This window comes from Brevundimonas sp. RM1, from assembly GCF_052907225.1.
The window spans coordinates 1-12,809 of record NZ_JBRERY010000006.1 but is presented as its reverse complement, the minus strand read 5'-3'; the positions used below and the strand labels follow the sequence as shown (position 1 = coordinate 12,809).

Sequence of the window (12,809 nt, the reverse complement as noted above, 5' to 3'; positions counted from 1 at the left end):
AGAGGAGCGCTCCTCCCCATGGTTCGGATTTTCCATGATTGTCGCGCCTGACGTCCTCGGCCTGATCGGCAACACGCCTCTGGTGCGCCTGAAACGCGCGTCTGAGGCCACGGGTTGTGAAATTCTGGGCAAGGCCGAGTTTCTGAACGTCGGCGGCTCGATCAAGGATCGCGCCGCGCTCAGCATCATCCGCGCGGCGCGCGCCTCGGGCGCGTTGAAGCCCGGCGGAACGATCGTCGAGGGCACGGCGGGCAACACCGGCATCGGCCTCGCGCTGGTCGGGGCGGCTTTGGGCCATCCGGTCGTCATCGTCATGCCGCGCACCCAGACTGAAGAGAAGAAGCGCGCCGTCCGCCTGCACGGCGCCCGTCTGATCGAGGTGGATCCTGCGCCCTTCGCCAGCCCGAACCATTTCGTCCATTTCTCGCGCCGTCTGGCCGAGGAACTGAACGACAGCGAGACGAACGGCGCCTACTACGCCGATCAGTTCGACAATCTGGCCAACCGTCAGGCCCACTATGAAGCCACCGGGCCCGAAATCTGGAAGCAGACCGACGGCCGCGTCGATGGCTTCATCTGCGCCGTGGGTTCGGGCGGGACATTGACCGGAACCACGACCTATCTGCGCGAACAGAACCCGGCGCTGAAGATCGGTCTCGCCGATGTGCCGGGCGCCTCGCTCTACAGCTGGTTCACCGAGGGCGCGCTGAAAGGCGAGGGCAGTTCGGTCGCCGAGGGCATCGGCGTCAATCGCATCACCGGCAACCTGAACGGCCTGTCGGTCGATCACGCCTATCGGATCGAGGACGCGGAATTCCTGCCCATCCTGTTCGACCTGGTGCGAGAGGAGGGGCTGTCCCTCGGCCCGTCCAGCGGGGTCAACATCGCCGGCGCCATCCGTATGGCGCGTGATCTCGGTCCCGGCCATACCATCGTGACCGTGTTGTGCGATGCGGGCCAGCGTTACGCCAGCAAGATCTACGACCAAGCCTTCCTGAACGCACGCGGCCTGCCGACGCCTGACTGGATCGGTCGATGACCCGCCGCAAGGAGATCGCCGTCGAAAGTCGGATTCCGCCGCTCAACGCCCTGAAGGCGTTCGAGGCGGCCGCACGTCGCCTGAACATCACACGCGCCGCCGAAGAGCTGTCGGTCACACCAGGCGCCATCAGCCAGCAGATCCGCATCCTAGAGGAACACGCCGGCGCGCCGCTGTTCCACCGCGAAGGCCGTCAGATCGCCCTGACCGAGCTGGGCGCTGAACTCTATCCCTTGCTGCGTGACGGTTTCGACTATCTGAAACGGGCAGGGGATCTGCTGTATCGCCCCGATCGCCGTCACGCCCTGGCGGTCAGCGTGCCGCCTTCCTTCGCCTCGAAATGGCTGGCGCCGCGCATCGCCCGTTTCACAGCCGCGCACCCTGAGATCGAGGTGTGGATGTCCGCCGACATGCGCCTCGCCGACGTCAGCGGCGGCCGGGTCGATGTGGCCGTTCGCTATGGTCGGGGCGACTATTCCGGGGTGCGATCCGAAAAGCTGCTTGACGCCGACGTAACCCCGGTTTGCGCTCCGTCGTTAACCATGGGCGGGAACGCCTTACGCCGTCCGGCGGACTTGGCGCATCATGCCTTGATCCACCTGCGTCCCAGCGAGCTGGAGGAACCGCGTCCTGACTGGGCGGCCTGGTTCAAGGCCCGTGGGCTGACGAGCATCGACGCCCAGGCAGGGCCGCGCTTTGATCAGACCGCCTTGGCTATTGAGGCGGCCGCACACGGCCAGGGCGTGGCCTTGGCGCCGTTTGCTTTCGTGGCGGGGGATCTGGCGTCCGGTCGCCTGGTGGCGCCTTTCGCCGACGGCGCGCTCAGCACGGCGCTAGCTTATTACGTTCTGATCAAGCGCAGCGGCGCGTCAACGCCCGCCAGAGCCTTCGCCGCCTGGCTCAAGGAAGAGGCGAAAGCCGCCGCAGACGCGAGCGTCGATGATCTGTGAGGCGATGCTCGATTTGTCGCCTAAGATATATTATGCGAAGGCCGACCAAGTTCGTTTCCGTTGCAACACGAGCTCAAGCCCAAGCTGCGCAGCCATTCAAACAGCGCAGCAGCTTGGGTTTGGGCGGGCTCCATTCGACACGTATGCCCTTGATCATTCCCATCTAATCCTGCTGAAGCTACTACAGCTACGGTTGGTTGTGTGTTTTTGCGTATGAGTTTGATCCCAGCATCCTTGCGCGGTCCGGTATGCACCGATGCGCTCGGACTACCTCGCTATGCTGCAACGATATGGCTTGATTTTCTCAACGCCCACCAGGCCATCGCAACGCGCGAAAAACATGCCTTAGCTATATCCCAGCTCTATCATGATGCCGAACGCCTGATCCCGCCAGTCGACCTCGATCAAGCGCTGGTTGCTGCGGATCTTAGCGCTATCCAACGCGTACTCTCGTCTGCCTTGATAGGTCATCAGTCTCGAGCGGTACCGGAGAAGCGATGGGCGCTCCAAAGGCGCTTCGTGTTCGGTGTCCTGAGCATGATTAACGGGGCCGATCCTCGAGATCTATCGAAGGACCTGCAGCGTCTTCAGCGCTCCTATTCGCAGCTACGCGCCCAGCCAAAAGCAGCGACCGCATCGCTCCAAGTAAAATCCTTGCCTGCCATTGTCTTGGAAGATGTGTTTGACATAGTGAATCCCGACAGCGAGAGAAATCCGTTTCGCACCGAGACAAATCGGTGGCGGAACTATGCCATAGCCCTAATGCTATTCCAGCTTGGCTTGCGTCGCAGTGAATTGCTTCTTCTTACACCCGATAGCCTTCAGAATGAGTTCGATTTTCGCACGGGGGAACAGGTCTTTTGGGTCAGTATTCGCCCGCCAGAGTACGAAGATCGGCGATCCAGTTCACCACAACTGAAGAACCATTGGGCAAGCCGCGACCTGCCGCTGTCGAGAGCACTTACAGCCGCGATTGACAACTATATCGTTCATTATCGCGGTGACCCGGCGCACGGGTACCTATTCTCTTCGCAGGAAGGGGCTCCGATATCCAAGCAGTCTCTCAATGAGATATTCCTGAAGATCAAACGGAGTCTTTCTGCTCAGGCGCGCAATGCCTTGGCCGCGCGAGCTAATGACCAACTCTCGCCCCACTCGCTTCGACACACAGCAGCTGTAGTCAGGTATCAACGATTTTCGGATAGCGGGATGGAGTTTGAGGAAATAGGGCGCAGGATTCGCCCCTTTATGGGGTGGGCTCCAGGTTCAGAAATGCCATTTCACTATGCTCGCGCATTCTTCGAGCCACGCTACGCAAAGATGTGGAACGAAAGTTTCGATGACACTCTGGCAGCGTTGCGAAGCGGAGTGTGGAGCTAGTGGTGCAGTATTCACTTTTTCCGCTCGATCAACAGCCCCCTCCCCTCCCTGCTTTGCCGGCCATGCCGCCCCTGGTCAGGTACAGGGATCGTTACGGCCGCAAAGATGTGACGCTTAAGCAGCCCGCTCTGAGCGAGTGGTCACTGCACATTAATGGAGGTATTAGAAACCTCAGATTGAGCTTTGATCACCCATGGATCGATCAGTTTATCCGGGCGCATTTAGCTGACAGGTTAACTGAAGGTTCGGTTGCAACCGTAATGAACTACGGTCATCGCTATATAGCTTTGCGCGATGAAGGAAAGCTTCACGCGATAGTGTTTGCGATTGCGACTTCGACCCCTAACGAGTTTCAAAAACTCTGGATCGACCAGTTCCGAGATCAACTATCTAGGCATGACGCTGTTGCGATAAGATCTGCGATACGTTTCGCGTGTGCTTGGGAAATTGGACGTTGGCATCCCGCCGATTTGGATTTTGTTCGCGCGCTTCCTGGACACGATCTAGATAAATATGCGGGCGTGCGAGACGCCTCGAGTTTTCTTCCCACCGCTTCGCAAAGCCAGATAGTAGAATTTATCGACCAAACGGTTCGTAACCTAGACAATGCGGACTCAGATCGAATTCGGGTTGCGGCCATTTTGGCCCTGTCATTCCAGTTCGGTCTTCGGCGCACTCAAATTGCATCGCTCGAGATGTCTGACTTTACTTTTCACAGCGACGACGCGTTGCATATACGTGTCGAGCTGCTGAAGCAGCGCGGTCAGAAAGTCGGTAGGTTGGTGACGCGGCGAATGCAGCCGAGTTGGGTACCGATCCTCCGGCGATGGATTGCCTGCCGTCCGGCTGATGAGGCCAAGTTCTTTGGCGTAGCACCAGAGCGAATCGGCACTTTGATCGCCGACGCATTGCTGGAAATCACAGGGACCAGCTACTCAAGCCAATCCCTTCGGCACACCAGCGCTCAACGCCTTGTCGACGCTGGGATTTCACACGAGTCTCTGAGCGATTTTCTTGGGCATACAGATACGACAGCCGCCCAAGTGTATTTTGCAGCGTCTCAGAACCAGGCCAAACTGGTGAATATGGCGTTGGGCTATTCGCCCACATATCGAGGCGTCGCTGCTGCGGCCCGTGGCGACATGATTTCGGCCGCACAGCTTCTCTCAAGGCCACTTGATCAGCAGGTTTCAGGGATGCCTCATGGCGTCCCGATTTCGGGGATCGGCGCCTGCCAAGCAGGGCAATCGTCATGCCAGAGGAACCCAGTCCTAGCTTGCTATACCTGCCACAAGTTTCTCCCTGTGGCTGAGCCCGAAGTGCACGCAACATTGCTGGTCGAAATGCGGGATGTCGTGCGCTCATTTGACCAACCACAACTTATCGATCGCGTTAGTCCGGCGATGATGCAACTCCGTGTCACGCTCGAAGCCATAGAAGAGGTCGTCGGGATGGCGAGTGCTAATGCATCACATGCCGTCTGAACTGGACTCTTTCATCCTTCGCGCGCAGCAGATTGCAATCGATCATCAGTTGGACTGGGAGGTTCCATACGATCTGGAGGACGGGCGCATCCCTCGCGAGAGCTGGTGGGACTTGCGCGCTGCGGCGAAGCATGGCGCTGGAGAGCGCGCATTCCTCTCGACATTCGGAACTCTCGGGTCGGGTGCGGCGGCGCTCCAAACGCTGTCTGGTGAGGTTATGCCTGCCGTCATGGGACGTGATTGGATCGAACTCTACAAGGCGCTTTTGCTGCACGATCTTTTCGTAAAGCGAAACAAGCCCCGCAACGGGATCTCTAACCTAGGCAACCCCTTCCGCCTTCTTGCTGGCTGCGTAGGGTCAGCATCGCCCTCGCAAATAACCTCCGATCAGGTGCGTTTGGCCTACAATGTTGGGCTCATGGCGAGCACTTCGGGGCAGTGGGCTCGCTTGTTAAAGGGGATGATATCGGGCTGGTTTGATGCTTTTCAGTTAGCCGAACGCCGACCTCTGGCCCAATATTGTTCCGCCTATCCGGATAAGGCGCTCGTTCAAGAACAGGAGGCCAAGCTCGTTCAGGTGGCGCGGCGTCAGATTGACACGAAGAGGCCTGACTCCCTTAGATCAAAACTAAGCATTCGTCATTTTGAGGACAAACTTCCTGAACAGGAAGATTTGGCGGAACTAGTTCGGATTGTGTTCAGCGAAACTCCGCGCACCACTTCAGATTTCATTCGATTCCATCAAGCAAGGTTACTTATTGTAACTGGATTTAGAGTTGGAGAGTTAATTCTCCTGCCCGAAAAAACACTCGTGAACAGGAATGACACCCCGCCCCATCCGCGCATATACGGCCCACCGGAGCCAGGGACCGGCTTGCTTCATTTTGCTGAGAAGCAGCATCAGGATGGACCGGGACAAGAATTCGTCGAAGCTCTGCATCACGCGCCGAGCCTGCTCGCTCCTATTGTGCGAGAATCTGTAGCAGCCGTCCTTCGCGCAACGGCGCCACAAAGGCTCATGTTGCAGCGCCAACACGCCGAACAACGGCTTTTTGTCGGACTGTCTAACGACGATCTTCTCCCGTGGGCTGAAGCTTATCGCCGAATGTCTGGTATTATGCAGACGTCCCAGGAGCCTATCCCAGCAGACCTGCGCTCAAAATATCGCTCCAACTATGATCCCGCAATTTTGAACGAAATGCGCGATCATCAAGACCACCACGTTCACCAGAGCGGAGAACACAAGCAGGTCCGGGAATATTTCCGTCGCATGGAAGCTGCGTTGCAAAGACCGATTCTCCGACGCAGCCGAGGAGAACTATTTAGTTTCGCTCTGAGGGAGAGGAATGACGGACGAGGTGTTTATATTCACGCAGGCGACATGGAAGTTTACGCACGCGATCATCTTCAACTTAAATTGCCAGACGAGAGGGTAGTGCAGTTCGGCGAGAAAGATCTGCGTAGCGACGCTTTCCTTTTTCTGCTCCCTGGAAAGATCATCGCGGAAGAAAAGTACGATGCGATTGTCGATATCGACCGGTATTTTTCGGTCAAAAGGGCAGACAAAGCAGACCTAGAGCTACAGTTGGGCGGGAAGAATCCGGGCCTCATATTCAAAAAGTACGGCAAGAGCGAGCAGGCTAGATCGTTCTCAGTAAACCCTCATTCGTTGCGACATTTTCAGACCACTGAAATGTTCAAGTTGGGCGTGGCTGACACCATCATTACGAAGCGCTTCAATCGCACTTCGGTGGCTCAGAGCTACACTTATGACCATCGGTCTGTATCTGAACGCCTCGAGGAGATGGAGCCGGGACAGTCACGTCTGGCGGACGAAATGTTAGGCCCGAAAGCGCGCAAGGCATTCGATCTGATACGCAGTAGAAAGATCCAGGGCCCTGTCGTTAAGCGGTTTCTGGAGCTTCAAACCATCATGGGCGATGAAGCGGCATTTGAATACCTTAATGCTGAAGCTGGATCTCTACATATTACACCTTACGGATTTTGCCTTAATAGCTTCGCTGCCAGTCCGTGTTTGAAGCATCTCGAGTGTTTCAATAGCTGCTCGCACTTGGTTCGGACCGATGCGGCAGCGGAACAGGACAACTTGCAGACGTTGAAGCGCCGATTTGAGGTGCATATCGATAGGCTGAGGCAAACTGAGAGCCGCGCCCCTCATTTTCAAACACAGATGCAGCATGCGGAATCACGGCTCGCTGGAGTGAATGCGGCGTTGGACGCAGCTCCTGGCGAGAAGGTATTCCCTAGCTCTAACAGTCGCTATTTGCCACCTGAATGAATAAGCCCCCACATCCAAAGCAGGTTGAGCTGGCCCGCATTCTCGAAGAGATGATTCTGCTCGACGAGACCATCACCTTCAACGCGGTGTCGCGTAAGGCCCAAAGTCACTTCCCCTTTGCGTCATCGCTTTCGAGGCCTTCAATGCTGAAGAATGCCGTTGAAGAAGCCCGGCGTCGGCAGAATGCGGTGAGGGTTCACGCCTCAAAGCTAAGCAAGTCTGGACCACTTGTAACCGCGGCAAGATTGAGCGCCGCCGAGGCCCGTGTCCGGGACTTGGAGGATCAGAACAAGTTGCTCATTGCCGGGCTTCGGGCATCATTGCTCGCCATCGGTCGCCTCGGGGGAGCCGCCGCATGGCAGGAGCACTTCCCTGTCTATAGCGAAGCCTTCAAGCAGCTACGCGAGTTGGGCGGAGTTCCGTCTGCCGAAGTTGCTCAACTTCCGTCGGCCATATCGTCAGATTGGGGCTGCAACAGAACCCAGGCTTCGACGCCCAAGCCGTCTGCCAAAGCGCCAATGCTGTCGATCGACAAATTGCGCTCTGATCGCTCGACAGAGCCCACATAGGTTCTGTGGAGGTTCGACGCCGCGCCCAAGTCTTCCTGGCTTAGCTGCTTGGCGCGACGCAAGCGGCGCACGTTAGCCGCTACGATATTGCGAAGCCCCTCTCCTCTCCCCTCTGACATGAGCGGGAACGTCGATGGATGATGACTTTACGTCGACAGACGTTAAGTAGCATTCCATGGTCCTCACTGATGCTCCGGGTTCTGAAGCCGACACCTCCCCAGCCTGGACGGTTCTGGTGGCCAATTCGGCCTGTGGTGAATTGTCTGCGATGGCGCGTAATGAGGGTATCTCGCTGCCCCAGTACGTTGCGGACCTAGTCTCGATGCGCGCCGCAGTCGAGCTAGTCGCACCATCCCCAACATGGTTGGCCATCCCGATCGATGTGGCCGCCATACAATTCACGCCATCGCCCGAGCTAGCTGAACGGATCGAAGCGCTCAGCCAAATCACCGGCCAGCATCATGACGTCATAGTTAGTAATCTCGCTAGCGGAGGTCCTCCCATGCCGCCGCCCCAACTACCACTAGGCTATTTGCGTACGGATCCAGGGCGCGGACGGATATTCGGTATGTATTTCGAGATTGCAGGATTCCAGTACTCGCTGATGCGCCATTTGGGGGGCGATGCGTTTCGCAATAGCCAGGCGTTGGATGCTGCATTTCTGGCGTTGGCTTCGCAGGCCGCGAGCACGGGTAAATTCATGAACGAGCCGATCTCCGAGGCCGCACGGCAGTTTGCTACCAAAGTCGTCATGATCGCCAATCGGCGGAGCGTTTCCCCTAGGGATGTAACGATGGCGGGTCGAAGCAAGGCAACGACCGGGCGCCGGGCCTCAACGGCATCCGAGACTGAAGGGGCTTCAAAAGCCGATCAGAACAGCGTTCCTAGACGCGCCGGTTCGAAACCTGCACATCAACCACGCGGAGGTGATCCTTTTGCAGCTTTCAGCGAGTGGCATGAAGATATCGACACCGAAGCATATAAGAACCTGTAATGACGCCGGTTCACGACGTTCAGCTTCACATGGCCGCGCGAATGAACGCAGCTCTTGCCTCAGAAGATCCAAGCGCCGCACTGCTGTGTTTTATCGAGGACTTAGAGGAGTTTGGGTTGCTGGGGGATGTAGCGAAAGCAGCAGGGTTGACGCCACAGAGAGTTATAGGACTCCTCTCCGGCAAGCGAAGTCCACCATTCGTTACAGTCGTTACTCTATGGAAAGCGGCTGGGCTTCGGATCACGTTCAAAGCTGCACCAACAAGAGAAGGTTGATACTTCCGTAAATAAGGTAGCCGACGCACTCGCCTGTCAGGGATTGGCGTCCTAGCATCGTTAATAACCGCTGCCAGAAATGATCTGCGGATGATTCGACCAGGGCTTAAGGCACAGCCAAGCCGTCTGGATTTGGATTTCAGCGCGGTTGAAGACTGGAACGGGCTGTGCTGGGGCCTTGCCCAGCCCGAGGTTGTTCATGCGTAGGTATCGAACAAGATAAGTCGGCTCCAAAGCGAACCTTATAACAGATTGCCATGGTTGCCTGACACCGTTAGCTACGCCCTGATGTCTCGGTCGATAATCAGATTGGCGAGAATTTTTGCGGCGCTGACCTTGGTCATCGCCGTCTTCGCCGTGATTCCGGCGACCGATGCCGCAGCCTGCGCCCCCGAGATCCCCGCTCTCGAGCAGGTGCTCGATGCTCATCCCGGCGATACGCATGACGGCCAGGGCACCGAACCTGGGGCCTGCGCACACGGCCATTGCCACCATACGGCCAGCGAGCGTCACGCCATCCCTGAAGTCGACGTGACGGCGCCGCATGCGCCTGCCCCGCGCTTGATCCCCGGCGACGACACGACCGTGTCCTTCGCCCCCAACGGCCTCAAGCGCCCTCCCAGAGCCTGATCAGAAGACTGCGCCTTCGCGCGCCCTCCTTCTGAATCAATTCTGGAAGTCCAAACATGTCTCCGACAATTCGTCGTCGGCCGCGCCTCGCGGCCGGCTGCTCGCTGGTCGTGCTCGCCGCCCTTGCGGCCGGGCCGGCCTGGGCCGAGCCTGCGCCCGCCTATGCCGAACTCCTTGCCCGCCTGGATCAGACGCCGGCCGCATCCGAAGCGGTCGCCCTGGTCGACGCCGCCGAGGCCCGTGTTCGACAGGCCCGCGTTCGGCCCAATCCCAATCTTTCCCTCACCGCCGAGAATGTCGGCGGCTCTGGTCCCTACTCTGGTTTCGGCGCGGCTGATCTCAGCCTCTCCTTCAGCCAGGATCTCGAACTGTGGGGGCGCAGGCCGGCGCGAGTGAACGTCGCCCGGGCCGAAGCAGGATCAGCGGCTCTTCGTCGCGACCTGACCCTCATTGACGCCGGCGGCCGACTGGCCCTGACCTACGCCGAGGCCGAAGCGGCCCAGCGCCGGACCCAACTGGCCGAGGAAGGTCTTTCCCTGGCCCTGGCGGACGCGCGCGCCGCCCTGGCCCTTGTCGAGGAAGGACGCGAGCCTCTCCTGCGCGGGGTCCAGGCCGAGAGCGAAGCCGCCGCCGCCCGGGCCCGCCTGGACGAAGCCCAGGCCGAACGCCAGGCCGCCCTCGCCCGACTGACTGCTGTCGCCATGCTGCCCGCTCCGGCCACCTCGATCGAGGCCAGCCTGCTCGACGCCGCAGTCAGCGTCCAACCGACTCCGGTCGACAGCGCCCCGACGGTTCGGGTGGCGGAATCGGAGGCCACGGCCGCCGAGCGCCGCATCGAGGTCGAGCGCATCAACGGCCGACCAGACGTCACCGCCAGCGTCGGCGTGACCCGGTACGGCCTGGAGGACGAGACCGCCTTGACCGTCGGCCTCAGCCTACCCCTGCCCCTGTTTAACAGGAACCGCGGCAATATTGATGCGGCCCGAGCCGAGTTCCGCGCCGCCGAGGCCCGCGTCCTCCAGGCGCGGCAGGACGCCAATGCAGACCGGTCGGCCGCGACGGCCCGCCTCGCCTCTTCCGGGAGCCGTGTCTCGGCGGCCGACGCAGGGGTGAAGGCGGCCGAAGAAGCCTACCGCCTGTCGCGGCTCGGCGCAGACGCCGGACGCATCTCCCAGCTCGAATTGCGCGTCAGCCGCACCGCCCTGATCAACGCCCGCTCCGCCGCCGTCGACGCTCGCCTCTCGCGCGTCCGCGCCGAAATCGATTTGGCGCGCCTGGAAGGCCGCGCCCCGTTCCAAGGAAACTCCTGATGCGCCTCAAGACATCCAACAAGACCCTGTTGATCGGCGGCGTCGCCGCCCTGGTCCTTCTGGGCGGCGGCGGGCTCTATATGACCCTGCAGAAGCCGACGGCGACGCAGGCGGAAAAAGCCGCTCCGCCGAAGGCCGCGGACCAGGCCGAGGGCGAAGCGGGCCACGCCAACGAAGGCGAGACCCCGGAAGGCGTGGTCGAGCTCAGCGCCGAACAGCTCAAGGCGGCCGGCATCTCCGTCGTGGCGGTGTCCCGCGGCGGCGGCGGCGAGACGCGCCTGTCCGGCCGGGTCGAGGCCATGACGGACGCGCGCGCCGCGGTCGGCGCCGTGGTCGGCGGCACCGTCGAGCGGGTGCTGGTGGCGCCCGGTCAGGCGGTCCGCGCGGGCCAGCCCCTGGCCAGCCTCGTCAGCGGCGAAGGCGCCGCCCTGCGCGCCGATATCGACGCCGCCTCGGCGGCGGCGACGGCGGCCCGCCAGGCCTTCCAGCGCAACCGCAACCTGGCCGACCAGGGCGTTGTCGCCCGTCAGGAGGTCGAGGCCTCCCAGGCCCAGGCCGCCAGCGCCGAGGCCATGGCCCGCGCCGCGCGGGCGCGGGCGACGGCCGCCGGCTCGCCCAACGCCTCGGGCCGGATGAGCGTGGTCAGCCCCATCTCGGGCGTCGTCACCAACGTCCAGGTGGGCCCGGGCGGCTTCGTGGCCCAGGGCGGTGTGGTCGCCGAGGTGACCAATCCGGCCCGCGTCGAACTCGTCTTCAACGCCCCGCCGCAACTGGCGGCCCAGGTCCGTGTCGGCTCACACATGCGCGTCACCGGCCCACAGGGCGAGTTCGACGCCCTGGTGGTCGGGGTCGCGGCCGACGCCGGCTTGCAGGACAGCGGCGCGACCGTGATCCGCGCCCGTCCGGACGGCGGCGGCCTGCCGCCGGCGGGTTCGCCCGTCACCGGCGCCGTGGTCACCGGAAATCCTGCCGGCGGCGCCCTGACCGTGCCGTCCGAAGCGGTGCAGACAGTCGACGGCGCCACCGTGGTCTTCGTCCAGAATGATCACGGCTTCCGCGCACAGCCCGTCCTCGCGGGCCGTCAGGCCGGGGGCTCCACCGAGATCCTGCGCGGCCTGACCGGAGCCGAACGCGTCGCCTCGACCAACGCCTTCCTGCTCAAGGCCGAACTGGCCAAGGGCGAAGCCGAGCACGGCCACTAGGGGGAGCGACAATGTTCAAAGCCATTATCGAGGCGTCCGTCCGCTTCCGCTGGTTCATCGTCCTCGCCACGACGCTGGTCGCGGCCTGGGGCCTGTTCCAGCTGACTAAGCTGCCGATTGACGCCGTGCCCGACATCACCAACCGCCAGGTGCAGATCAACACCGTGGCCCCGGCCCTGGCCCCCGAACAGATGGAGCGCCAGGTCACCTATCCGCTGGAAACGGCCATGGCCGGCATTCCCGGCCTGCAATCAACCCGCTCCCTGACCCGCAACGGTTTCAGCCAGGTGACGGTCATCTTCACCGACCAGACCGACATCTATTTCGCCCGCCAGCAGGTGGCCGAACGGATGGCCCAAGCCCGCGAAAACCTGCCCGAGGGCGTCGAACCCGGTCTGGCCCCGATCACTACGGGTTTGGGCGAGGTCCTGATGTGGACGGTCGACTTCAAGCCTTTCGACGCCAAAAAGGCGCGGGTCGGCCAGCCCGGCTGGCAGCCCGACGGGGCCTATCTGACGCCCGACGGCGAGCGGCTGGCGACCCCCCAGGCGAGGGCGACCTATCTTCGCACCGTGCAGGACTGGATCATCGCGCCGCGCATGCGCACGGCCAAGGGCCTGGCGGGCGTGGACGTCAACGGCGGGTATGTGAAGGAATACGCTGTCCGTCCTGACCCC

At 61.1% G+C, this 12,809-nt stretch carries 11 protein-coding genes; 10 read left to right on the top strand and 1 reads right to left on the bottom strand.

What is annotated here, in order from left to right:
* The first annotated feature begins 34 nt into the window (after positions 1 to 34).
* The 5 genes from ACU5AP_RS07785 (at position 35) to ACU5AP_RS07765 (ending at position 7,152) form a co-directional block, all read left to right on the top strand.
* On the top strand, positions 35 to 1,039 hold the full coding sequence (locus ACU5AP_RS07785) for a cysteine synthase A (protein ID WP_128720066.1): 1,005 nt from the start codon (positions 35 to 37) through the stop codon (positions 1,037 to 1,039).
* The gene (gene gcvA / locus ACU5AP_RS07780; protein WP_128720067.1) at positions 1,036 to 1,989 is read left to right on the top strand and encodes a transcriptional regulator GcvA; all 954 of its coding nucleotides are present in this window, start codon (positions 1,036 to 1,038) and stop codon (positions 1,987 to 1,989) included. Before ACU5AP_RS07785 ends, gcvA begins: the two co-directional genes overlap by 4 nt.
* Before the next feature lie 213 nt (positions 1,990 to 2,202).
* Positions 2,203 to 3,369 (top strand): tyrosine-type recombinase/integrase, encoded by a 1,167-nt coding sequence (locus ACU5AP_RS07775; RefSeq protein WP_412877626.1) that lies wholly within the window; start codon positions 2,203 to 2,205, stop codon positions 3,367 to 3,369.
* Between the two features lie 2 nt (positions 3,370 to 3,371).
* Entirely contained in the window at positions 3,372 to 4,853 is a 1,482-nt protein-coding gene (locus ACU5AP_RS07770) for a tyrosine-type recombinase/integrase (protein ID WP_412877627.1), read from the top strand.
* On the top strand, positions 4,843 to 7,152 hold the full coding sequence (locus ACU5AP_RS07765) for a hypothetical protein (protein ID WP_446681027.1): 2,310 nt from the start codon (positions 4,843 to 4,845) through the stop codon (positions 7,150 to 7,152). The genes ACU5AP_RS07770 and ACU5AP_RS07765 overlap by 11 nt, the downstream gene beginning before the upstream one ends.
* A gap of 436 nt (positions 7,153 to 7,588) precedes the next feature.
* On the opposite strand, the gene ACU5AP_RS07760 is transcribed toward ACU5AP_RS07765, so the two are convergent.
* Positions 7,589 to 7,840, bottom strand: a complete 252-nt coding sequence (locus tag ACU5AP_RS07760; protein ID WP_312164770.1) for a helix-turn-helix domain-containing protein — start codon at positions 7,838 to 7,840, stop codon at positions 7,589 to 7,591.
* 56 nt (positions 7,841 to 7,896) lie between these two features.
* Between ACU5AP_RS07760 and ACU5AP_RS07755 the strand changes: the two genes are divergently transcribed.
* The 5 genes from ACU5AP_RS07755 to ACU5AP_RS07735 all read left to right on the top strand — a co-directional run.
* Positions 7,897 to 8,715 carry a hypothetical protein gene (locus tag ACU5AP_RS07755; protein WP_312164773.1) on the top strand — a complete coding sequence of 273 codons (819 nt, stop codon included), beginning with the start codon at positions 7,897 to 7,899 and terminating at the stop codon, positions 8,713 to 8,715.
* A gap of 611 nt (positions 8,716 to 9,326) precedes the next feature.
* Positions 9,327 to 9,620 (top strand): hypothetical protein, encoded by a 294-nt coding sequence (locus ACU5AP_RS07750; protein ID WP_312164776.1) that lies wholly within the window; start codon positions 9,327 to 9,329, stop codon positions 9,618 to 9,620.
* 56 nt (positions 9,621 to 9,676) lie between these two features.
* Positions 9,677 to 10,930, top strand: a complete 1,254-nt coding sequence (locus ACU5AP_RS07745; RefSeq protein WP_312164780.1) for a TolC family protein — start codon at positions 9,677 to 9,679, stop codon at positions 10,928 to 10,930.
* Entirely contained in the window at positions 10,930 to 12,132 is a 1,203-nt protein-coding gene (locus ACU5AP_RS07740; RefSeq protein ID WP_312164783.1) for an efflux RND transporter periplasmic adaptor subunit, read from the top strand. The genes ACU5AP_RS07745 and ACU5AP_RS07740 overlap by 1 nt, the downstream gene beginning before the upstream one ends.
* An 11-nt stretch (positions 12,133 to 12,143) precedes the next feature.
* Positions 12,144 to 12,809: efflux RND transporter permease subunit (locus tag ACU5AP_RS07735; protein ID WP_446681026.1), on the top strand; the 666-nt coding region annotated here is incomplete at its 3' end.

What these genes read in the sequence shown, in the direction of transcription:
- ACU5AP_RS07740 (WP_312164783.1), top strand. Translation starts at nt 10,930, where the DNA reads ATGCGCCTCAAGACATCCAACAAGACCCTGTTGATCGGCGGCGTCGCC.
- ACU5AP_RS07755 (WP_312164773.1), top strand. Translation starts at nt 7,897, where the DNA reads ATGGTCCTCACTGATGCTCCGGGTTCTGAAGCCGACACCTCCCCAGCC.
- ACU5AP_RS07775 (WP_412877626.1), top strand. Translation starts at nt 2,203, where the DNA reads ATGAGTTTGATCCCAGCATCCTTGCGCGGTCCGGTATGCACCGATGCG.
- ACU5AP_RS07760 (WP_312164770.1), bottom strand. Translation starts at nt 7,840, where the DNA reads ATGTCAGAGGGGAGAGGAGAGGGGCTTCGCAATATCGTAGCGGCTAAC.
- ACU5AP_RS07785 (WP_128720066.1), top strand. Translation starts at nt 35, where the DNA reads ATGATTGTCGCGCCTGACGTCCTCGGCCTGATCGGCAACACGCCTCTG.
- ACU5AP_RS07765 (WP_446681027.1), top strand. Translation starts at nt 4,843, where the DNA reads ATGCCGTCTGAACTGGACTCTTTCATCCTTCGCGCGCAGCAGATTGCA.
- gcvA (WP_128720067.1), top strand. Translation starts at nt 1,036, where the DNA reads ATGACCCGCCGCAAGGAGATCGCCGTCGAAAGTCGGATTCCGCCGCTC.
- ACU5AP_RS07745 (WP_312164780.1), top strand. Translation starts at nt 9,677, where the DNA reads ATGTCTCCGACAATTCGTCGTCGGCCGCGCCTCGCGGCCGGCTGCTCG.